Raw genomic sequence first — 22,272 nt, forward strand, 5'->3', positions numbered from 1 at the left:
GTAAGAGATCAACGCTTCCCCTTTACACTTCAAAGTATCCGGTATATTTGGTAACGTGTATTCCTCTGATCTACTCGCTGACCCTGGCATTTCTTCCTTGAATAGTATCCCCACTGCTTTGCTTCGCCTGCTGCTGATTATAGCGGTTAGTCTGGGGCTGCTGCCGGGCTGCTCCCAGCCGGCCAAGGCCCCGGTTTACCGCATCGGGTTTTCGCAATGCAGCACGGCCGGGCCCTGGCGGCAGGCTATGCTGGCGGGCATGGAGCGGGAGTTAAGCTTCCACCCGGAGGTGCAGCTGCACATGCTGGATGCCAAGGATAACAGCCAACGCCAGCAGCAGCAGATCCGGGAGTTGCTGCGCGGTGGCATTGATCTGCTGATTGTTTCGCCCTACGAATCGGGGCCGGTAACACCGGCGGTGGAGGAAGCCTTTAACCAGGGCGTGCCCGTGGTGCTGCTGGACCGCCGCACCGCCTCGCCGCGCTACACCGCCTATGTAGGTGGCGACAATATGGAAGTGGGTCAGACAGCCGCCCGCTATGCTGCCCGGCTGCTGCACCAGCGCGGCCACGTGGCCGAGGTGCTCGGCACCCCAGGCTCCTCCGCTACTTCAGAGCGTCATCAGGGCTTTGCGCAAGCGCTGGCGGCCTACCCTAACATGCCGCTGATTGGCCAGGTAACCGGCAACTGGCAGGAGAAAACCCTGAAGCCGGAGCTGTTTAAGCTATTGAAAGCCCACCCGGAAGTATCCTTGATTTTTGCGCATAACGATGCCATGGGCCGCGGCGCACACGAGGTATGTGAGCAGCTGGGCATAGCTAAGCGGGTGAAAGTGATTGGGGTAGATGGCATGTCGGGTCCGGGGGAAGGCATTGACCTAGTGCAGCGGGGCGTGCTGAATGCGTCTATTCTGTACTCGCCCGGTGGCGAGGAGGCCATTCGCACCGCTCTGAAAATCCTGAACAAGCAGCCTTACAAGCGGGAAAACACGCTGGGCACCATCGTTATCGACTCCACCAACGTGCGCACCATGCAGCAGCAAACCGATAAAATGGTGAGCCAGCAGCATGATATTGAGCGCCAGCAAGGCCTGCTGCACACGCTGCGGGCCACTTATGCCAGTCAGCAAACGGTGCTCTATATCTTGGCGGCGGCACTGCTGGGGGCGGCCGTACTGGGGGCCTTTGCCTGGTATTCGGCGCGTAAAAACCGGCAGATCAACCGCCAGCTGGCCGCGCAGAATGCTGAAATTGATGCCATCAACCATCAGCTAATCAGCCAGAACGAGGAAATCAGCAGCCAGCGCAACCAGCTGGAAGCCATGGCCGCCAAAGCCCGCACCGATACCGAGGCCAAGCTGCGCTTCTTTACCAACTTCTCCCACGAGCTGCGCACCCCGCTCACCCTGATTCTGGGGCCGGTGGAAGAGCTACTCACCCACGGTCCCAACCTAAACTCGGCCCAGCGCCACGACTTAGGCCTGGTGCGCCGCAACACCCAGCGTCTGCTCCAGTTGGTAAATCAGCTGCTGGATTTCCGCAAGATTGAAGTGGGCAAAATGGCCGTACGCGCCACGGAGGGCAACCTGGTGGCTTTTGTGCGCGAGATTGTGGATGCCTTTGAAAAGCCCGCCCGTCTGCGCGGCGTGAACCTGCGCTTTCTGACTGCAGAGCCGGTTCTCAAAGCCTGGTTCGATGGCAACATTCTGGATAAGGTGTTCTTCAACCTGCTCAGCAATGCTCTGAAATTCACGCCCGACAACGGGCAGATTACCATCAGCCTGCAGGCTGTGGAGGACGGGCGGGCGCTGCAGGTAAGCGTGGAGGACACCGGCCGGGGCATCTCGGAACAGGATAAGGCCCACATTTTTGAGTGGTTTTACCAGGGCGACCAGGGGGCCGTGGCCAAAGGCTCGGGTATGGGCCTGGCGCTGGCGCAGGGGCTCACGCGCCTGCATCAGGGTCAGCTCACGTTCAGTAGTCAGCCGGGCCAGGGCAGCACGTTTGTCGTGCTGCTGCCCCGCGAGTTGCCAGAGGCGCTGCGCTCTGCCACCCCCGCCGAGCCAGTGGTGTTTACCCTGGACGAGCCCGAAATGATGCCCGCCGAAACGCCCGCCGACGCCCCCGCCGGCACGGACCGGGAAACGCTGGTGTTGGTGATTGAGGATAACGCCGAAGTCAATGACTTTCTGGCCCGCAAACTACAGACTGATTTCCGGGTGCAGACCGCCACCGATGGCCACACTGGTTTCCGGATGGCCACCGACCTGATTCCGGACCTGATTGTGTGCGACGTGATGATGCCCGGCCTGAGCGGCCTGGAGGTGGTGGCCAGGCTCAAGGCCGACTGGCGCACTTCCCATATCCCAGTGATTCTACTCACGGCGCGCAACGCGCCGGAGCAGCAGGTAGAAGGCGTGCAGGCCGGCGCCGACCTTTACCTGACCAAGCCCTTCAACCCTACTTTCCTGCTGGAGAGTGTGCGCACGCTGCTGGCCAACCATGCCCGCCAGCGCGAACATTACCGACGGGAGCTGTCGGTGGATACGGCCACGGTGGCGGGCACTAATCCGGACCAGAAGTTCCTGGCCGACCTTACCGCCATTGTGGAAGCCAACCTCACCCGCTCCGACCTGAGCGTGGAAGATGTGGCCCAAAGCCTGGGCATTTCGCGCATGCAGCTTTACCGTAAAGTGAAAGCGCTGCTGGGCACCGGCGTCACCGACTTCATCCAGAGCATCCGCCTGACCAAGGCCCGCGAGCTGCTGCTCGATGACACGCTCACCATTACCGATGTGGCCTATGAGCTGGGCTTCTCCTCCCCCTCCTACTTCTCCACCAGCTTTAAAGCCCGCTACCAGATTTCTCCCTCTGAGTTCCGGACGCTGCACATCACTCCCAAACACTGAAATATTCTCAAAAGTGATGTTACAAAATTGAAACCGGGCCGGTAGCAGGCCCGGTTTTTTCTTTTATAGTAATTTGATAATCAATCATATATATTAATTCAACTCATGAACGCATTTTGAAAGAAATGAGCAATAGGTAAGCGTGTGGGTAGAGGATATTTGTTGCCAACCCCTACCGCAATGCCTACGTCCTCCCCATTCGTTTGCTTCGGAGAAATGCTCTGGGATATGCTGCCCACCGGCAAGCAGCCCGGCGGCGCGCCCTTCAATGTTGCCGTGCATCTGCACCAGCTGGGGGTACCCGTGCAGCTCATCAGCCGGGTAGGCGACGACGAGCTGGGCACCGAGCTGCTGGCTTTCAGCGCCATCAAGGGACTCGACACTCACCTGGTGCAGCGCAGCGCTACCCACCTCACGGGCGTGGTGAAAGCCAATGTGGACCAGCGCCAGGAGGTATCGTTCAAAATTCTGAAGTCGGTGGCCTGGGACTATATCCAGCACACCGACGAGCTGCGCGCCGCCGTGGCCGGCTCCCGCGGGCTGGTGTATGGCTCTTTGGCCGCCCGCAGCCTGACCACCCGCGAAACCCTGTATCGCCTGCTGCAGATAGCGCCTTTTAAGGTGTTTGATGTGAATCTGCGCGCGCCGCACTACAGCCGGGAGGTGGTAAAATACCTGCTCCGCCAGGCCGATCTAGTGAAGCTGAATGAGCCGGAGCTCACCGAAATTATGGGCTGGCTAGGCCAGCCGGCCACTGATCTGGTCACGGCACTGCCCTGGCTGGCCGGGCGCTTCGGGCTGCAGGCCGTGTGCGTTACGCGCGGGGCCGCCGGGGCCGCCCTCTGGACCGATAGTCAGCTGTTTACCTGCTCCGGGTTTCCGGTGCCCGTGCAGGATACCATTGGCTGCGGCGATGCTTTGCTGGCGGCGCTGCTGGCCGGCCGGCTGGCGGGTCTGCCGCCGGCCACTTATCTGCGCCGGGCCTGCGCAGCCGGTGCGCTGGTAGCCATGCACCAGGGAGCTATGCCGCCTCTATCACCCGCCGATATCGATGCCCTTACTTCTTCTACCCTTACCTGACGCCTGTATGTCTGCAACCCGCAGCCGCTAGCTGGCAGCCCACCCGCCACTGGCCGTTCCCAACCCCACAACTTTCCTTCTCCCCTTACTTAACCCCATTCCCATGCCGTTTCCTGTACCATTCCCCCACGGCTCCTGGCCCCTTACCAAGCGGCTGCTGACGCCTGCTTTAAGTGGCCTGTTATTCACCAGCATAGCGCTGGCACCTTTTGGGGCCGAAGCCCGCGCCACGGTAGCGGCCGCGTATTCGCCCACTTATCTGGAAGCGCTGCGCAACCCGGCCGTAGCCGGCGGCACCGTTACGGGCCGCATTGTTGACGCCACAGGCTCGGCCCTGCCCGGCGTTACGGTAGTAGTAGCCGGCACCTCGCTGGGCAGTTCTACCGATACCAATGGTTACTTTACCATTGCCAACGTACCAGCCGGCGCGCAGACGCTGGTGATTTCCTCCATTGGCTATACCACAGTGCGGATTCCGGTTTCCGTGGTAGAAGGTCAGTCGACGGAAGTGCCCAGCACCACGCTGGCGGAGAATGCGCAGGCCCTGAGCGAAGTAGTGGTAGTAGGCTACGGCACCCAGACCCGCAAAGAACTGACTACGGCCGTTTCCTCAGTAGGTGCGCAGCAGATTGAGCGCCAGACGGTAGCCGGTTTCGACCAGGCCCTGCAGGGCCAGACGCCGGGTGTACAGGTAACCTCGCCTAGCGGCGCACCGGGTGCCGGTATTAACGTGCGCATTCGCGGCAACTCCTCGGTGAGCCTGAACAACAACCCGCTATATGTCATTGACGGTGTGCCTATTCTGCCGACGTACGACCGGGAGCTGGGCGGCCTCAACAACCAGCCCCCCAACCCGCTGAACGCCCTCAACCCCGCCGACATCGAAAGCATTGACGTGCTGAAGGATGGGGCCGCCGCCGCCATTTACGGGGTGCGCGCCTCCAACGGGGTGGTAGTAATTACCACCAAGAAAGGCAAGGCCGGCAAGGGCCAGGTGGGCTTTAGCGCCTACTACGGCCAGCAGCAACTGCGCAAGAAGATTGACGTGCTGGATGCCCGCCAGTTTGCCGAATACTACAACGAAGCCCGCGTGAATGCCGGCCAGGAACCAGCCTTTACCGACCTGAACACCCTGCCCGCCAACACCGATTGGCAGGACGAAGTGTATCGCACAGCGGCCATTCAGAACTACCAGCTCAACATGAGCGGCGGCTCCGATAAAACCCGCTACTATATCTCGGGAGGCTACTTCAAGCAGGACGGTATTTTCCGCAACTCCGGGTTCGACCGCTACAGCGTGCGCCTGAACCTGGACCAGGACGTGAGCACCCGCTTCCGGGTGGGCACCAACCTGAACCTGAGCCGCACCAACAACAACGGCGCCGTACGCTCTGAGCGCGGCATCGGCAACGGTGGCACCGTAATGGGAGCCCTGGCGCAGATTCCTACGGTGCCCGTGTACAACCCCGATGGCACCTACGGCACCAACCCCTTCCGCAACTTCGACAACCCGGTAGGTAACCTGCAGGAAACGAACAACAAGGCAGTTATCTACCAGGGCATCGGTAACCTGTTCGGCGAGCTGGACCTGCTGCCTAACCTGCGCCTGCGCTCTTCGCTGGGTATTGATTTCCGCTCGCAGCTCGAAAACGAGTACATCACCCGCGAGTATCCCGGCAACCGGCAAACGGCCAACCCCGACCCCGCCACGCTGGGTCAGGCCCGTACCGGCACCGTGCAGCAAACTATCTGGCTGAACGAAAACACGCTGACCTACAACCCTTCTCTGGGCGAAAAGCACAACCTGACGCTACTGGCCGGCCAGTCGGTGCAGGAGTCCAACCGCTTTACCTCCAGCGCCCGCGCCACGGGCTTCCCCTCCAACGCCGTACCGTACCTGTATGCCGGCACGGCCAACCGCTCCGTGAGCAGCTTTGAGTCGGAATGGGGCCTGTTCAGCGTGTTTGGCCGCGCTATCTACAACTTCGAAGACCGGTACCTGGCTACCTTTAGCCTGCGCGCCGACGGTTCCAGCCGCTTTGCGCCCAACAAGCGCTTCGGCTACTTCCCGGCTATGGCGCTGGGCTGGCGCGTGACCAAGGAGAGCTTCTTCCCGCAAGTGGATGCTATTTCTGAGCTGAAGCTGCGGGCTTCCTACGGCGAGAACGGCAACCAGGAAATCGGGGATTACGCCCGCTACAGCACCTATGGCTCGGGCTTCGGCTACCAGGGCGCGGGCAGCATCTCGGGCGGCATTGCGCCTGAGCGTATTGGGAATAATGACGTTAGCTGGGAGCGCACCAAGCAAACCAACCTGGGTTTAGACCTGGGCCTGCTGCAGGACCGCCTCACCTTCAATGCCGACGTGTACCGCAAGCGCAGCACCGACCTGCTGTTTGAAGTGCCGCTGCCACTGAGCTCTGGTGCCCAAACGCTATCCATCATCCAGAACCTGGGCGAGGTAGACAACAAAGGCGTAGAGCTGGGCTTATCAACCGTGAACATGAAAGCCGAGGATGGTGGTTTTGGCTGGACCACCAACCTAAACTTCACCCTGAACCGCAGCGAGGTGAAAAACATTGGCACCGTGCGTAACGAGCAGGGCCAGGAAAGCAACCGCGAAATCATTGGCGACTACAGCATTGTGCGCGCTGGTTTGCCGCTGGGCTCTTTCTACGGCCTGAAGGTGGATGGCATCTTCCAGACCGATGCGGAAGCAGAGGCGCTGGATGCCAATGCCAAAGCAGGCGACATCCGCTTTAAGGACCTGAACGGCGACGGCCAGATCAACGACCTGGACCGCACCGTTATCGGCAACGCCAACCCCAAATCCATTGCCGGGGTTACGAACACCTTCACTTACAAAGGACTGGAGCTGAGCGCATTCTTCCAGGGCTCTTTCGGCAACGACATCTACAACGAAACCCGCCGCACCACGGAGGGCATGGATGAGGCCCTGAATCAAACCACCCGCGTGCTGAACCGCTGGACGCCCACCAACACCAATACGGATGTGCCGCGCGCCATTCTGGGCGACCCAGCTAAGAACAACCGGGTTTCCGACCGCTTCATCGAAGATGGCTCCTACGTGCGCCTCAAAAACCTGACGCTGGCATATGGCCTGCCCATGAGCGTGCTGCAGAAAACCGGCATCAGCGGCATTCGCGTGTATGTAACCGGCCAGAACCTGATTACCTGGACCGATTACTCCGGCTATGACCCCGAGGTGAGTGCCGACCCCTTCTCCAGCACCGGCTTTGGCCGCGACCTGGGCGTGTATCCGCAGGCGCGCACCTACACCGTAGGCCTGAACGCTACCTTTTAACTGACCCCATCCATGAAAAAAATACTGATTCCCATTCTGGCCGGGGTACTGCTTACCGCCGGTTGCAACGTGCTGGATAAAGAGCCTTTGCCCAGCATCACCTCCGCCAACTTCTTCAAGAATACCGATGACGCCGAGGCCGGCCTGACCGCCGCCTACGACGCCCTGCAGCAGGAAGGCACCTACGGGCTGGATTTGATTGCGGTAGGCGAAATGCCCTCGGATAATGCCACCAGCACCAACGGCGACGTAACCGACCTGGACCGCTTTACCTGGCGCCCTACCACCAAGCAGATACGCACGGTGTATACGGCTTCCTACATTGGCATCAACCGCGCCAACGCTGTTCTGAAGTACGTGCCGGCTATTGAGATGCCCGCTGAGCGTAAAAACGAGATTCTGGGCGAGGCCCGCTTCCTGCGTGCGCTGCACTACTTTAACCTGGTGCGCTTATACGGCGGCGTACCGCTGCGCCTGGAGCCCACCGAAACCGGCGACCCGGCCGTGCTGAACCTGAGCCGCTCTACTCCTGAGCAGGTGTATCAACAGATTGTTGCTGACCTGACTGAGGCGGCCAACCTGGCCCCCACCGGCGATGCTACTGACCGCAGCCGCGCCACCAAAGGCTCAGCCAACGGTCTGCTGGCCCGCGTGCAGCTCACGCAGCGCAACTGGTCGGCGGCGGCCGCGGCGGCCGATAAGGTTGTATCCAGTGGCCTTTATACCCTGGCTGCCACGCCCAAAAGCCTGTACCCGGCGGAGAGCAAGCCGGAATCGGTGTTTGAGGTGCAGTTTGCGGGTTCAGATGACGGTGGGAACATCTTCCCCGATGTGGCCTTGCCCGCGCCGCCCGCCACGTATTCGTTTCCGAAGTTTAACATCCCCACCGCAGAGATGATTCAGGCCGCGGATACGGTGAAGGACCTGCGTTGGAAGTTCATCGGCGTAGTGCCCGGCGGCCGCGACCATGTAAGCTACATTGACGGGGGCAAAGGCACCGGCAACGACGATGGCCCCTTCGTGTACAAGTGGCCCGGCAACCCCAACGGCTTCAATTCACCCGATAATACCTATGTGCTGCGCTTGGCCGATGTGCTGCTGATGCAGGCGGAAGCCGCCAACGAGCAGGGCGACATTGCCGGGGCGCTGGTGCCGCTGAACAAGGTGCGGGAGCGTGCCGGCCTGGCAGCCCTTACGACCGCCTCGGCCCAGGCCGCCAGCAACGCCACCCTGCGCACCGAAATAGACCTGCAGCGCCGCCTGGAGCTGGCCTTTGAGGGCGAGCGGTGGTTTGACCTGCTGCGCTATGCCCGCCACGAAATGGCGCAGACCAGCGTGAACCACCCCGTAGATGCTTTCGACCTGATTCAGGAGAAGCTGGGCCGCCGCGACGAGAACTACCTGCTGCTCCCAATTCCGCAGCAGGAAACCAACAATAACCCCAACATACAGCAGAACCCGGGTTACTAAGTGCTGGCGGCGTAGCAACGCCGCCAGCCTGATTTCCGCTGCTGGGGTATCTGCTTCCCCGGCAGCGCGAAGCCGGGGCCGGTTTCGGGTAAGGGAAAGATGAAACCGGCCCTTGCGCTTTGCTTTTTACACCGGCATTTTCGCCTCTGAATTTTTGATCTGGTATGCTTTCTTCTCTTCGATCTTCTTTGCCATTCGCCTTGCTGGTCAGCCTGGCACTGAGTACCGGTTGTCAGCGGCCGCCCCAGCCGGGCTCTGCTGCCGGCACACCCGTGGCCATTCCGGCCGGCACAGCTGCTTTCTGGCTTACCAATGCTGATAAATCGGTGCTGTTTCAGGCGCAGACGCCGCTGGTAGCGGGCACTGGCCAGGCCACCGGCGCTGTTATTGAAGTAGATGACAGCCAGACGTTTCAGACCATTGATGGTTTTGGCTACTGCCTTACCGGGGGCAGCGCCCAGCTGCTGCACGCTATGGTGCCGGCCGCCCGCGCGGCTCTGCTGCAGGAGCTGTTTGGCACCGAGGGCAACCACATCGGCGTAAGCTATCTACGCCTGAGCATTGGGGCTTCTGACCTCGATGCCCAGGTTTTCAGCTACGACGACCTGCCCGCGGGCCAGACAGACCCCACGCTCAGCAAGTTCAGCCTGGCCCCCGACCGCGAGCATCTGATTCCGGTGCTCAAGGAAATTCTGGCCATCAACCCCACCATCAAGCTCCTCGGCTCGCCCTGGTCTCCGCCGCCGTGGATGAAAACCAACGGCAGCTCCAAGGGCGGCTCTTTAAAGCCCGAGTTTTATGATGCCTACGCCCGGTATTTCGTGAAATACATTCAGGGAATGCAGGCCGAGGGCATTCGGATAGATGCCATTACCATTCAGAATGAGCCCCTGCACCCGGGCAACAACCCCAGTCTGCTGATGCTGCCGGAGCAGCAGGGCGAGTTTGTGAAAAAGCACCTCGGCCCCACCTTTAAAGCCGAAAAGCTCGACACGAAAATCATTATCTACGACCACAACGCCGACCGCCCCGACTACCCTATTTCCATCCTGAACGACCCCGAAGCCAAGCAGTATATTGATGGCTCGGCGTTTCACCTGTACGCCGGCCCCATTGAGGCCCTGAGCAAAGTACACACCGCCCATCCTGATAAAAACGTGTATTTCACGGAGCAGTGGATTGGGGCTCCCGGCAACTTCCCCGGCGACCTGAACTGGCACGTGAAAACCCTGATTGTGGGTGCCACGCGCAACTGGTCCCGCACCGTACTGGAGTGGAATCTGGCCGCCGACCCCCAGCAGAACCCGCACACGCCCGGCGGCTGCACCGAGTGCCTGGGTGCCGTAACCCTGGCCGGCGACCAGGTGACGCGCAACCCGGCTTACTACATCATTGCCCACGCTTCCAAGTTTGTCCGGCCGGGCTCCGTGCGCGTTGCGTCCTCGGCCTCCGTTACCCTGCCCAACGTAGCCTTTAAAACCGCCGGGGGCCAGAAGGTGTTGGTGGTGCTGAACGACAGCCAGGCCGCCCAGTTTTTCACCATTCGCCACAGCGGGCAGCAATTTAGCTCCAGCTTAAAACCCGGGGCCGTAGGTACCTTTGTGTGGTAGAATCTTATTGTGCCTATAGCCTTTTTTATGACGAACAAGCTCCTTTCTCTTCTGCTGCTCTCGGCCTCGCTCGGCGTCAGCACCGCCTCGGCGCAGAAAACCAGTAAGTCTACCACCTCAAAACCCGCCACCCAGAAAACCAGCAAAGCGGCCGGTACGGTCAGCGCGTTTTCCGTGGCGGGCAAAAAAGCCCAGGTATTTACCACGGCCGCCAACACCGAGCTGCGCCTTTCCGCCGCCGGCGATCTGGCCTTTCAGCCAGCGCCGCAGCCGCTGGAAACCCAGCTTTGCGTGTTCGTAGACCCCGGGCACACCTTCCAGACCATGCTGGGCATTGGGGCGGCGCTGACGGATGCCTCCGCCGAAACCTTTGCCAGGCTGCCCAAGCAGGCCCAGCAGGAGTTTATGCAAGCCTACTTCAGCCCCACCAAGGGCATTGGCTACACGCTGGCCCGCACGCCCATCAACAGCTCCGATTTTTCCAGCGGCAGCTACACCTACGTGGCCGATAAGGATGCCGAGTTGAAGACCTTCAGCGTGAAGCACGATGAGCAATTCCGCATTCCGTTTATTAAGCAGGCCATGGCCGCGGCCGGCGGCAAGCTCACCATGTACGTGAGCCCCTGGAGCCCGCCGGCCTGGATGAAGGACAACAACGATATGCTGCACGGCGGCAAGCTGCTGCCCCAGTACCGGCAGGCCTGGGCCAACTACTACATCAAGTTTATTAAGGAATACGAAAAGCAGGGAATTCCCATCTGGGGCCTCACGGTGCAGAACGAAACCATGGCCAAGCAGATCTGGGAATCCTGCCTGTACACGGCCGAGGAAGAGCGCGACTTCATCAAGGAATACCTGGGGCCAACGCTGCACAAAGCCGGCATGAAGGACAAGAAGCTTATTGCCTGGGACCACAACCGCGACCTGATCTACCAGCGTGCCAGCACTATTCTCGATGACCCCAAAGCGGCCCAGTACGTGTGGGGCATCGGCTTCCACTGGTACGAAACGTGGACCGGCGCCGGCATGAACTTCGAGAACCTGCGCCGCGTGCACGAAACCTTCCCCAATACCAACCTGATTTTCACGGAAGGCTGCGTGGAGAAGTTTAGCCTGGACCGGATTAACGACTGGCAGCTGGGCGAGAAGTACGGCATGTCGATGATTAACGACTTCAACAGCGGCACCGTGGGCTGGACGGACTGGAACATCCTGCTGGATGAAAAAGGCGGCCCCAACCACGTGGGCAATTTCTGCTTTGCCCCCATTCACGCCGATACGCGCAGCGGCAAGCTACTGTATACCAACAGCTACTACTACATCGGGCACTTCTCCCGGTTCATCCGGCCCGGCGCCAAGCGCATCATCAGCTCCTCCAGCCGCGACGTGCTGAGCACCACCGCCTACCGCAACCCTGATGGCAGCGTGGCCGTGGTAGTAATGAACGGCACCGACACCAAGCAGGATTTCCAGCTGCGGCTGCAGGGCCAGGCTGCCTCAGCCGTGAGCCTGCCGCACTCCATTCAGACGTTTGTAATCAAATAAGCCTATCCCATTTATCTCCGATGAAAGCAGCCCTGCCGTCTATTTTTGCGAACCGCATTTTGCTGGCGGGAGGGCTGCTGGTTGGGACCTTATTGGGTGCCGTGCCGGGCTATGCCCAGCAAGCAGCCCCAGCACCCACCGCAGACGAATGGCATCGCCAGGAAGAAGACCGGCTGCACAACGACTGGGCCTTTCTGAAGCGCTACGCGGCCGCCAATCAGCAGCTGCCCGCCCCTACGCCAGGCACGCCGCGGGTAGTGCTGCTGGGCAACTCCATTACGGAAGGCTGGCCCCAGGCTGATTCGATCTTTTTCGCCCGCCGCCCGCCTTACGAGTTCATTGGGCGCGGCATTGGCGGCCAGACCTCAGGGCAGATGCTGTTGCGCTTCCGGCAGGACGTGGTGGCCCTGCGCCCGGCCGTGGTGGTCATTTTGGCGGGCACCAATGATGTAGCCGAAAACCGCGGCCCCTACAGCCCGCAGGCCACGCTGGATAACATTATGTCGATGGCAGAGCTGGCCCGGGCCCAGGGCATCCGGGTGGTGCTGTGCTCCGTGCCGCCCGTGTATGATTTTCCCTGGCGGCCTAATCTGCAGCCGGCGCCTAAAATTGTGGCCCTGAATCAGCTGATAAAGGCCTACGCCACCCAAAACCGCCTAGTGTACCTGGACTACCACTCCGCCCTGGCCGATGAGCGCCAGGGGCTAAAGAAAGACTATGGCCAGGATGGCGTGCACCCCACGCTGCCCGGCTACCGCGTTATGGAGCCGCTCCTGCAGCAGGCTGTGAAAGGTGCCTTAAAACGCAAATAGCTGCCTTCACCGGATTTATCTTTTCCCAGTTCTACACTTTCTTGATTCGGCAATAGATAAAGATGGCCAGTCGCCGTAAAGGGCACTGACTATTTTTGTTGATCTGTTGCTATGATGGTTAGTCGACCCACGCGTATTTACTTTGAAAATCTGGTAGGAAGCCTGCTGGAGCATCCTGATGGCTACGCTATAGTACAGTACAACGCGGGCAAGCGCATCCTCACCGACCTGCAAGCCTTCCTGACTCATGCCAGCCAGCTGCTGCGCACTCGCAGCTGGAACAAAATACTGGCCGACCAATCGGCTATGGCCCCCTTCACGGAGGAGGAAAGCACCTGGATAAAGCAGTACTGGCTGGCCCGCAGCGAACAGCCAATTTTCGGGGCCATTGTGCTGCCGGAAGATGTATTTGCCCGCCTGTCCGTGAATAATCTGGTGAGTGAAGCGGAGTCGGCGGCCTTAACCTACCGCGTGTTTGATAACACCATTGATGCGGCCGCCTGGCTGCATACGCAGTCCTAAGGCCTGGCCTACAGGCGACTTTGTACCATGCGGTACCACTTCTGCTCCCCTGCCAGGGTCTCCTGAAACATCTTAGTGTAGGCCGCGGCTTTTTCTGCCGTAAACATTTTCTGGAGCAGGCGCTCAATGTCATAGTCCTGGCCCGGCATCACGGGGTCCATGATGAACACATACTCATACGTGCCATCCTTTTCCGGCCGCCCGGAGTACAGCACGCGGGTTTGCCGGAAGATCTGCTGCTCCGCTGGCGTGAGCTTTTTGGCCGCCGGCCAGAAGACCTCATTCACAAATTTCTCGAACTGCGTCCGCTTATCGGGCTTCACTGAATTAACGATAACCCACACGGAGTCGCCGGGGGCGGCCGGCGTGCGGGGTTCCTGCTGTTGCTGGGCCACCGCAGCAGAAACCAGGAACAGGCTAATTAGCAGGGCAATAGACAGGGCTTTTAATGGATAGGGCATAGCTCAACTATAAAAAGGGTGAGACAACAGTGCCGGGAATCAGCACATAGTTTATTATATAATTTTATCGATAATTATTATTACTTTTAACAAACAACATTTTAAAAACTGCTTTACTGCCGGCCAGAAGCGGGTTTAGAATATAGCCGCAATTCTATTAATCCGGTCCTGGCGGCAAGGCCGTATAGCAGTAGTTACTATCTCACTCAACCTCTTTTTCTAAAAACCATGATCAAGCAACTGTTTTCTACCTGCGCCCTGGCGCTTGCGCTGAGCGTGTGCACGGCCCCCGTAGTGCGGGCCCAGACGGAAACTAAGTCTGACAATGAGAAGACGAAAACCAAGGAGGGAGATGCCGTCATGAAGACTAAAGTTCAGGACGACGGCAAAACCAAGGTGAAAGGCAAGTCAGGCAAGGGCGACAAAATGAAGTCGAAGGCCAAGCCCATGGATGGCGACATGGGCGGTACCACTGGTGGTATGGAAACGCCAAATCCCGCCACAGGTGCCGGTATGAATGCGGCTACTCCCGGCAACGCAGCCGGCGTAATGGTGGGCGGCGCCATGATGACGCCGGATAAAGACATTGTGGTGAATGCCTCCGCCTCCAATGAGCACTCCACGCTGGTATCGGCCATAAAAGCCGCCGACCTGGTAGCTATTCTGCAGGGCCCTGGCCCCTTCACCGTGTTTGCCCCCACTAACGCCGCTTTCGATAAGCTGCCCGCCGGCACCCTGAATACGCTGCTGATGCCGGCCAACAAAGCCAAGCTGAGCACCATTCTGACCTACCACGTAGTACCCGGCCGCCTGATGGCCGCCGACCTGAAAGACGGGCAGGTACTAACCACGGTAGAAGGCGAAAACCTGACCGTGCACCGCATGGGCGACATGGTTATGATTCATGATGCCAAAGGCGGCATGGCTAATGTTACCATCCCAAACGTGGTGTCCAGCAACGGCATTACCCACGTGGTGGATAGCGTGCTGATGCCCACCCGCTAAGCCTCGCTGACCCGCATAAAAAAGCCCGCGGCACATCTGGTGCCGCGGGCTTTTTTTCGGAAGGCTTACGCCAGCATATCGGCGTACTCCTGGTGGTGCTTGTGCAGGTAGGATTTCATGAAAGAGCAGCTGGCCGTTACGCGCAGCTGGTTGTCCCGCGCATACTGCAGGGCTTCCTGGGCCAGGCAGTCGCCTACTTTCTGGCCCCGCAGCTCCTCATCCACAAAGGTGTGGGTGAAGTCGATAACCTGGTCGGCGGGCAGGCTGTAGGCCAACTCGGCGTTGTAGCCATTTATAAGCGTGGTGAATTCCTGTTCTTCCTTGTTGTGCTGAATCTGAGGCTTAGGATGCGACATGGGCGTAAAATAATGGGATAACAGCGGCCGCAAAAGCGCCGCCTGGGTCTATACGGCTGGTTCGGGATTTTGGCGAAGCTTAGCCACAAGCCCGCCGGTTTACGTATGGCCTAAGCAAGGGTGCTTGCCGCCCTGTGTTTGTCCATCTCTACTCCAAGTTTGTATTCCCATGCAAAACAACCCCAACGACGGCAGCAACGACAATCCGGACGAGTTCAGTGAATTCCGCAAAGACCAGCAGCCCGATAATATTCGGAAAGGCACCAACACCCCGCAGCAGTCTGCTACCGGCGTAGCCGGCCAGAGCGCCAGCGTACCCAATACCTCCGCCACCACGCCTACCTACGGCGAGTTTGGCGCCCCCGAGCTGGCAGCACCGGCCGAGGGCGTACCCGGCGGCGTGGCTGCCCCCTCTACCCCTGCCCCGGAGCAGCGCGGCAGCGCCCCGCAAAACCTGGCTACCGGTGAGGTAAAAGCGGCCCACGATGCAGAAAGCGCAGAGCGCCGTGAGTCCTACAAAGAGGATGACCCTCGCTACGGCAGCGGCACCCGCAACTGGGAAACCCGCGAGCCTGCTAACCGCAGCGCCGGCTCCGAAGACGAGCCCAGCCGCCTGGACCAGAACGTGTAATTAACCCCTCCCTATTTCCATGGCCACACCCAAGAACACCTCCGCCGAAGATGCCGCTGGCAAAGGCAAAATGAGTCCTGAGCAGCAGCGCCACCACGACGAGCTATATAACTACAAGCGCGACGAGGAAGGCACTCTGGATACTTCCGAAATGCTGGACACTGCCACCTCCGGCCAGCCTGATACCCCCACCACCGGCCCCGACCCGGAGGAAAGCCAGGTAGACGAGCTGCGCGACCCGGGCTTCAACAACCCCATCGACGACAACAACCGGTAAGTCCGATTTTTTTCGTTCCAAAAAACCCGCCCTGTGTAATGCAGAGCGGGTTTTTCGTTTTTAGCCGAATATTTATTTTATCAGATACTTGACATTGGCTTTCACTATGACGTATGTTTACGTCATACTTCATAACCAACCCATGACCTACGCCAAACTCACCGGTTTTACCGAAGGCCAGCAGCAGTTGGCCCGCCTGGCCAAGGCCCTGGCCCACCCGGCGCGGGTAGCCATTATAGAGCTGCTGGCCGCCCGCCAAACCTGCATTTCCGGCGACATTGCCGCCGAGCTTCCGCTAAGCCGCACCACTGTTTCCCAGCACCTGCAGGAGCTGAAAGCCGTGGGCCTGATTAAGGGTGATATTGATGGCCTGACCGTTTGCTACTGCCTGAATACCGAGCTGCTGCAGGATGTGCAGCAGCAGTTTACCTCCTTTTTCCGGGTAGCGGCCACCCCGGCCGCCAGCTGTGCCCCCACCGCCTGCTGCGGCTGATTTCCGGCCTCACTTTCTTCCCGACTTTTCCATTCTTTTTTTCACACACTCGCTACCCTTTCTGACTATGAAAACTGCCCCCTTCCCCCGCATGCACGTGTCGTTGTACGTTTCCGACCTCACGGCTACTGTTAACTTCTACACAGCTTTCTTTGGGCAGCCCGCTGCCAAGATTAAGCCCGGCTACGCCAAGTATGTGCTGGAGCAGCCTTCCCTCATCATCTCCTTCGTGGAAAACCCCGAGCGGGTGCAGAGCCACTTCGGCCACCTAGGCTTTCAGGTAGAAACCGTGGAAGAGTTGGAACAGCGCCTGGCCGTGGCCCGCGCCGCCGGCCTGGTCAGCCGCGAGGAAACAGGCACCAGCTGCTGCTACGCCAAGCAGGACAAGTTTTGGGTAAACGACCCCGACGGCGTGGAGTGGGAAGTGTATTACTTCCACGAAGACGCCGAGTTTAACGACCCACGCTACCAGGCCGAGTACGACCAAGCCAGCGGAACCACGCAGTGCTGCATTGCGCCCGCCACCAAGCAGTCCATTCCGGAGGAAGTACTAACCACCGCGCCCATGGCCTTCGCCATTACTCCCGAGCCAGTGGCCGCCAGCGCCTGCTCTCCCGGCTGCGGCTGCGCCTAATAACCTATAGATTCCCGGTAATTTCCTGATGATGTCGCGGGCGTTAAAAGCGCCCGCGACCAATTCTTCTCTCCCTATGCTTATTCAACCTCTTACGGAAGCGCACTGGACGGCTGGCCAGGCTATTTACCAGGCCGGTATGGATACCGGCAACGCCACCTTCACCACGCAGGCGCCCGCCTGGGCCGACTGGGATACAGGCCACCTGAAGCACAGCCGCCTGGTGGCGCTGAAGGATGATGGACAGGTACTGGCCTGGGCGGCGCTGTCGCCGGTATCGGGGCGGTGCGTGTATGGGGGCGTGGCCGAGGTCAGCATTTATGTAGCCGATGAGGCCCGCGGGCAAGGAGTGGGCCGCAGGTTACTGAGCGCCCTCATCCAGGAATCAGAACAAAACGGCATCTGGACGCTGCAAGCCGGCATTTTCCGGGAGAATACCCCCAGCCTGCGCCTGCACGAATCAGTAGGGTTCCGCACGGTGGGCTACCGGGAGCGGATTGGGCAGCTGCACGGCGTGTGGCGCGATACGGTGCTGCTGGAGCGGCGCAGCCCGGTGGTGGGAGCTGCTGCTGCTTTAGCTGCTTCGCAGAGTGAATAAACCTACGACCGACGTTGCTCGCTGCTCCTCACATGTCTGCTTCTGATACCCTCTCTTACATTAGTCAGCATAATCTAATCGGCATTCGGGCCGGGCAGGACCGCCCCACTTTCCTCTCTATCTGGATGGTGGTGGTAGATGACCGGATTTTTGCCCGCTCCTGGGGGCTGGCCGAAAAAAGCTGGTTCAACACGTTTATGGAAAACCCGGCCGGCGCCATCCGCTGCGGCGAGGTGGTGATTCCCGTGCGGGCCGTAGTTCCCTCCGATTTGGCCCGGCTGAACGAGCGTATCAGTCAGGCTTACCTGGCCAAGTACGATGCCGGCGCCAACTCTCCTTATGCCCAGGGCATTATCCAGCCTCAGCACGTAGCCCGCACCCTGGAATTCGTAGTAGAGCCTACGGCCTCCCCGGCTTCGGTTAACTGAATTCCTCTTCCCTGCCGCTGCTCTGCCAGCCTATTCCATACATGATGTCGCCTCTTTCTCCCCCGCCGGCGCCGGCCGTTCTGGCCCGCAAAAAGCTTTCCGCCCTGGACCGGGGCCTCACCCTGTGGATATTCCTGGCTATGGCCCTGGGCGTAGCGCTGGGCTACTTCGTGCCGGGCGTGGAGCGCGTCATTAATTACTTCTCGGTGGGCACCGTGAATGTGCCCCTGGCCATCGGGCTTATTCTGATGATGTACCCACCCCTGGCCAAGGTGAAATACGAGCAGCTGCCGCGCGTTTTCAAAAACACGCGAATCATCGGGCTTTCTCTTTTTCTGAACTGGATTGCAGGACCCCTGCTGATGTTTTTTCTGGCTATCTGGCTCTTGCCCGATAAGCCGGAATACATGATGGGCCTGATCCTAATTGGCATTGCGCGCTGCATTGCCATGGTGCTGGTTTGGAATGATCTGGCCGACGGCAGCCGCGAATACGCCGCCGGGCTGGTGGCCTTGAACTCCATTTTTCAGGTGCTCTTTTACAGCGTGCTGGCCTGGCTCTTTATCACGGTGCTGCCGCCGTATTTTGGGCTGAAAGGCTACGCGGTAAACATCGGTATCTGGGATATTGCGCAGAGCGTACTAGTGTACCTGGGCATTCCTTTTTTGCGGGTTTTCTGTCCCGCTCCGTTTTGCGCGCGGCTAAAGGAGATGCCTGGTACGAGACGGTATTTATTCCGGCCATCAGCCCCATTACCCTTATTGCGCTGCTGGCCACTATTGTGGTGATGTTCAGTCTGAAGGGCCAGCTTATTGTGCAGATTCCGCTGGACGTGCTGCGCATTACGCTGCCGCTGGCCTTGTACTTTGGTATTATGTTCCTGCTGAGCTTTGCAGTCGGCAAATTTCTGGGGGCCGGCTACGCCGAGAATACCAGCATTGCCTTTACCGCTACCGGCAACAACTTTGAGCTGGCCATTGCCGTGGCCATTGGCGTATTTGGCCTGAACTCAGGGCAGGCATTTGCCGGCGTGGTAGGCCCCCTGATTGAGGTACCCGCCCTTATTGCTCTGGTAAATGTGGCCTTCTGGCTGCGCCGCCGCTGGTACGCCACCCCGGCAGCGGCCAACGGCCGTACGGCAGCATAGTTGATGGCAGCAACTTCTCCCGGTTATGAATGAGTTGGTTACTTCCACTGTTATTACCTGCCCCGCGTGCGGCCAGCGGCAGGCAGAAGAAATGCCAACCAATGCGTGTCAGTATTTCTATGAATGCCCGCACTGCCATACGGTACTTAAGCCCCGGGCCGGAGACTGTTGCGTTTTCTGTTCGTACGGCACAGTAAAATGCCCGCCCATGCAGGCCGGTAGCTGCTGCGGCTGCTAACTCCATTCTTCTATTCTTTACTGATGGCTGAAATTCCTAACATTCTGGTGCTTTGTACCGGCAACTCCTGCCGCAGCCAGCTGCTGCACGGCTACCTGCAACAGCTGCTGGGTGAGCGTGCCCACGTGTACTCAGCCGGCGTAGAAACCCACGGCCTGAACCCGCGCGCGGTGCAGATAATGCGCGAAAACGGCATCGACATCAGTCACCATACCAGCCACCACGTGGAGGAATACGCTCATATTCCTTTTGATTACGTCATTACCGTTTGCGACCATGCCCGGGAGGTGTGCCCGGTGTTTCCCTCTTCCGCTAAAAAGCTGCACCACAACTTTCCGGACCCCGCCAAAGCCACGGGCACGGAGGAAGAAATCCTGCAGCAATTCCGCGCCGTACGCAACCAGGTTAAGGCCTATGCCCAGGCATTTGTAGATGAACATTTTCCCCAGCTGATACAGGATTAGCCATTCCCACGTATACTGCAGCATATTCCGCAACTCTTCTATCCATTACTGCAGCACTATGGCCTCTCCCCTGCTGGTACTCACTGACTTCTCTCCTGCCGCCGACCATGCGCTTACCTACGCCAATGCGCTGGCCGAAAAACTGGATACCTCTATTGTGCTGCTGCATGTGCGGCGCACTTCCCTGCTGGACCCCGACCTGCTGACCGGCAGAATTGCCCACCTGAGTGAAGGCGAAGTAGCCACTGCTCTGGCCGAGCGCACCAACCATCTGAGCGTGCCGGCCATAGTAGAAGTAACCACTGACCTGGTGCCCCAAGCCATAACCGAAGCCACGGAGCGCCTGCACCCCAGCCTGCTGATTGTAGGCAAGCCCGACACCGAATACACCCCCGATGAGCTGGTAACTACTACCTCCCTGGAGCTGATTCATGCCGCTTCCTGCCCCATGCTGGTAGTACCGGTTACCTCCGCCGTAGCCAGCCCCCCAGCCCACATTACACTGGCAGTTGATGGTAAAGGCTTTGCCCTGAGCGCAGAATCAGCGAATATTCCGCACCTGCTGCACGAGTTGGGCGCGCCCCTAACCGTGGTGCACATAGCCACACCCGAAGAAACCGAATCGGCGCAGCTTTCCCTAGACTCTGTGCAGCGAAGCGGCCTAACCATGGAGTTGGAGCAGCCCCAAACGCAGGTGGTACGCCACTCCGATCTGGCTGAAGGCATACAGGAAGCCGTACTGCTCACCCAGGCTGACTTGCTGGTGCTGGTGGCGCGGCGGCATAGCCTGCTTGGTGAGCTGTTTCATCACAGCGTAACGGCCCAGGTGATACGCCACAGTATTGTACCAGTGCTAGTGCTACCCAGCGAGGATTAAGCTCCGCTGACTCTTCCTGGAGACGATACCCCGGCCCCGCCTATTTGGCGGGGCTTTTTCTTGTGCTGTATATCTCTGAATGGGTTTTATAGGGCTGGAAATAGTGGAGTGAAACAAGTATTCTATAGTCATATTTGCCCTTATGCTCAATTAGTTTTTTCATATATAAAAATGATTAAATATTATTTATGGGCTTATTTTGATATCGGATTTAATTGTGATTAAATTGACTTAATTCTTTAACAAGTAACCTACCAGGCCTACTTCATCCCGCGGCCAGGGATGGGCAGGCGGCCCGCCAGAGTATCCACCGTGAGTGCCGATTACGCATACGGGTTTCATTGTACTCTCTTCCGCTAATCCAGACTGCCATACGCCAACCCACCAGAAGATAATTACCAAGGTTGGGTTCACGCACTGCCTGCAACAGTGTGCCTGTTACTTCTATGTCTGAACGGTCGCCTTTTACTTCATTATAAATCTATTCAGCGCTATAGCTCATTCCTAGAATGCAGCTGCGTTAACTGACCCCACACCTATTCTGTAGCAGCCGGTCCAGGTTACCCGCTACTGCCTCTACTGCTTCCTAAGGTCCGGGTTGAAGCCACATTCTGTGGATTCCTGGAGAGCTGTTGTCTACAGCGCCGCGTGCTTGGTGATTTTTTCAGTACCGAATCTGACCTATGCAACTATGTACACTACATCTGACACACCTTACTCTCCTGCTAACGCTTTACCTATTGCACGGCGCCGGTCTTGGCTTGCCCTCGCAATTGTTCTGCTCTTCTCAGTTAATACAGTTGCTCAAACTTTTCCGTCTGCGGACCGCTGTACGTCCAAGGATCTACAATTGGTAGGAGCCTCACTTACCGGCACTGGCTGCGTCACCTGTAACCCAGGGGAGCCGCTCATCTCAGTATTAACCTTGTCTATCGACAACACTACGGGCTCTACCCGTACTTCCTTTGCTTTCTGGGGCACACTTGAAATCACCCGAATCGTAAATGGTGTATCAACTACCATTACCTCCTCCATAAATGGTTGCAACGGTCCTCTTCCTCCTAATTCTATCAGTTCTTTGCCTTTCGGTAATATTAGCTACAAATGCGGGGATGCTTTACGGATTACTAACCTATTTCTGGCCTGGACGGATGCCTCCGATAAAAGCAGTTGCCCGCTTAATTCGGCCAAGATTGCGCCCAAATGCGGCACCTTGCCTTCTATTGAAATTAAAACTGCCCTATCAGCCAGTACTTCCAAATCTGATGTAACTTGTTTTGGAGGCAGCAATGGCTCTATCAATCTTAATGTTACGGGCGGCACGCCCCCCTATACTTTTGCTTGGACCGGCACAAACTTGCCTGCTTCACAAGCCACTTCAGAAGACCTTA

Annotated in this window: 20 protein-coding genes and 2 pseudogenes; 20 read left to right on the top strand and 2 right to left on the bottom strand. The window is 58.7% G+C overall.

The annotated features are described in order from the left end of the window. Positions 1–118: 118 nt before the first annotated feature. The 8 genes from AM218_RS08970 (at position 119) to AM218_RS09005 (ending at position 13,272) form a co-directional block, all read left to right on the top strand. Positions 119–2,908 carry a substrate-binding domain-containing protein gene (locus AM218_RS08970; protein WP_054413559.1) on the top strand — a complete coding sequence of 930 codons (2,790 nt, stop codon included), beginning with the start codon at positions 119–121 and terminating at the stop codon, positions 2,906–2,908. 216 nt (positions 2,909–3,124) lie between these two features. Next, on the top strand, positions 3,125–3,988 hold the full coding sequence (locus AM218_RS08975) for a PfkB family carbohydrate kinase (protein ID WP_054413560.1): 864 nt from the start codon (positions 3,125–3,127) through the stop codon (positions 3,986–3,988). Between the two features lie 103 nt (positions 3,989–4,091). After that, a complete protein-coding gene (locus AM218_RS08980; RefSeq protein WP_054413561.1) occupies positions 4,092–7,313 on the top strand; it encodes a SusC/RagA family TonB-linked outer membrane protein in 3,222 nt (1,073 codons plus the stop codon). Between the two features lie 12 nt (positions 7,314–7,325). Continuing rightward, positions 7,326–8,783: a RagB/SusD family nutrient uptake outer membrane protein gene (locus tag AM218_RS08985; RefSeq protein ID WP_054413562.1), complete on the top strand. Its 1,458-nt coding sequence runs from the start codon at positions 7,326–7,328 to the stop codon at positions 8,781–8,783. 164 nt (positions 8,784–8,947) lie between these two features. After that, entirely contained in the window at positions 8,948–10,393 is a 1,446-nt protein-coding gene (locus AM218_RS08990; RefSeq protein ID WP_054413563.1) for a glycoside hydrolase family 30 protein, read from the top strand. A 27-nt stretch (positions 10,394–10,420) separates the two neighbouring features. Further along, positions 10,421–11,938 carry a glycoside hydrolase family 30 protein gene (locus AM218_RS08995; RefSeq protein ID WP_054415448.1) on the top strand — a complete coding sequence of 506 codons (1,518 nt, stop codon included), beginning with the start codon at positions 10,421–10,423 and terminating at the stop codon, positions 11,936–11,938. A gap of 20 nt (positions 11,939–11,958) precedes the next feature. Further along, positions 11,959–12,750, top strand: coding sequence for an SGNH/GDSL hydrolase family protein (locus AM218_RS09000; RefSeq protein WP_082318152.1), 792 nt, complete (start codon positions 11,959–11,961; stop codon positions 12,748–12,750). Positions 12,751–12,861: 111 nt separating this feature from the next. Continuing rightward, entirely contained in the window at positions 12,862–13,272 is a 411-nt protein-coding gene (locus AM218_RS09005) for a hypothetical protein (RefSeq protein WP_054413564.1), read from the top strand. Positions 13,273–13,280: 8 nt separating this feature from the next. Here the strand turns inward: AM218_RS09005 and AM218_RS09010 are convergent, their stop codons facing one another. Then, on the bottom strand, positions 13,281–13,733 hold the full coding sequence (locus AM218_RS09010) for a hypothetical protein (protein ID WP_054413565.1): 453 nt from the start codon (positions 13,731–13,733) through the stop codon (positions 13,281–13,283). 228 nt (positions 13,734–13,961) lie between these two features. Here AM218_RS09010 and AM218_RS09015 point away from each other — a divergent pair, with 228 nt between their 5' ends. Next, positions 13,962–14,738, top strand: coding sequence for a fasciclin domain-containing protein (locus tag AM218_RS09015; protein ID WP_054413566.1), 777 nt, complete (start codon positions 13,962–13,964; stop codon positions 14,736–14,738). Positions 14,739–14,803: 65 nt separating this feature from the next. Here AM218_RS09015 and AM218_RS09020 read toward each other — a convergent pair whose 3' ends face one another. Further along, on the bottom strand, positions 14,804–15,094 hold the full coding sequence (locus AM218_RS09020; RefSeq protein ID WP_054413567.1) for a GNAT family N-acetyltransferase: 291 nt from the start codon (positions 15,092–15,094) through the stop codon (positions 14,804–14,806). A gap of 169 nt (positions 15,095–15,263) precedes the next feature. Between AM218_RS09020 and AM218_RS09025 the strand changes: the two genes are divergently transcribed. From AM218_RS09025 to AM218_RS17215, 11 genes and pseudogenes are all read left to right on the top strand, one after another. Next, positions 15,264–15,725: a hypothetical protein gene (locus tag AM218_RS09025; protein WP_054413568.1), complete on the top strand. Its 462-nt coding sequence runs from the start codon at positions 15,264–15,266 to the stop codon at positions 15,723–15,725. 19 nt (positions 15,726–15,744) lie between these two features. Further along, positions 15,745–16,002 (top strand): hypothetical protein, encoded by a 258-nt coding sequence (locus AM218_RS09030; protein WP_054413569.1) that lies wholly within the window; start codon positions 15,745–15,747, stop codon positions 16,000–16,002. 142 nt (positions 16,003–16,144) lie between these two features. Further along, on the top strand, positions 16,145–16,495 hold the full coding sequence (locus AM218_RS09035) for an ArsR/SmtB family transcription factor (RefSeq protein WP_054413570.1): 351 nt from the start codon (positions 16,145–16,147) through the stop codon (positions 16,493–16,495). Between the two features lie 67 nt (positions 16,496–16,562). Beyond that, entirely contained in the window at positions 16,563–17,129 is a 567-nt protein-coding gene (locus AM218_RS09040; RefSeq protein ID WP_054413571.1) for an ArsI/CadI family heavy metal resistance metalloenzyme, read from the top strand. 76 nt (positions 17,130–17,205) lie between these two features. Beyond that, entirely contained in the window at positions 17,206–17,727 is a 522-nt protein-coding gene (locus AM218_RS09045; RefSeq protein ID WP_054413572.1) for a GNAT family N-acetyltransferase, read from the top strand. A 32-nt stretch (positions 17,728–17,759) separates the two neighbouring features. Next, positions 17,760–18,155, top strand: coding sequence for a DUF2255 family protein (locus AM218_RS09050; protein WP_054413573.1), 396 nt, complete (start codon positions 17,760–17,762; stop codon positions 18,153–18,155). A gap of 44 nt (positions 18,156–18,199) precedes the next feature. Then, positions 18,200–19,302 (top strand): annotated as a pseudogene (gene arsB, locus AM218_RS09055) (ACR3 family arsenite efflux transporter). A gap of 25 nt (positions 19,303–19,327) precedes the next feature. Then, on the top strand, positions 19,328–19,540 hold the full coding sequence (locus AM218_RS17040) for a GDCCVxC domain-containing (seleno)protein (protein WP_071843744.1): 213 nt from the start codon (positions 19,328–19,330) through the stop codon (positions 19,538–19,540). 32 nt (positions 19,541–19,572) lie between these two features. Beyond that, positions 19,573–20,004: an arsenate reductase ArsC gene (locus AM218_RS09060; RefSeq protein WP_157547719.1), complete on the top strand. Its 432-nt coding sequence runs from the start codon at positions 19,573–19,575 to the stop codon at positions 20,002–20,004. Positions 20,005–20,062: 58 nt separating this feature from the next. Continuing rightward, positions 20,063–20,881: a universal stress protein gene (locus tag AM218_RS09065; RefSeq protein WP_054413575.1), complete on the top strand. Its 819-nt coding sequence runs from the start codon at positions 20,063–20,065 to the stop codon at positions 20,879–20,881. 691 nt (positions 20,882–21,572) lie between these two features. Then, a pseudogene (locus tag AM218_RS17215) lies at positions 21,573–22,220 on the top strand (SprB repeat-containing protein); the annotation flags it as partial. Between the last annotated feature and the right edge of the window lie 52 nt (positions 22,221–22,272).

Source organism: Hymenobacter sp. DG25A (assembly GCF_001280305.1).
GTDB lineage: Bacteria > Bacteroidota > Bacteroidia > Cytophagales > Hymenobacteraceae > Hymenobacter.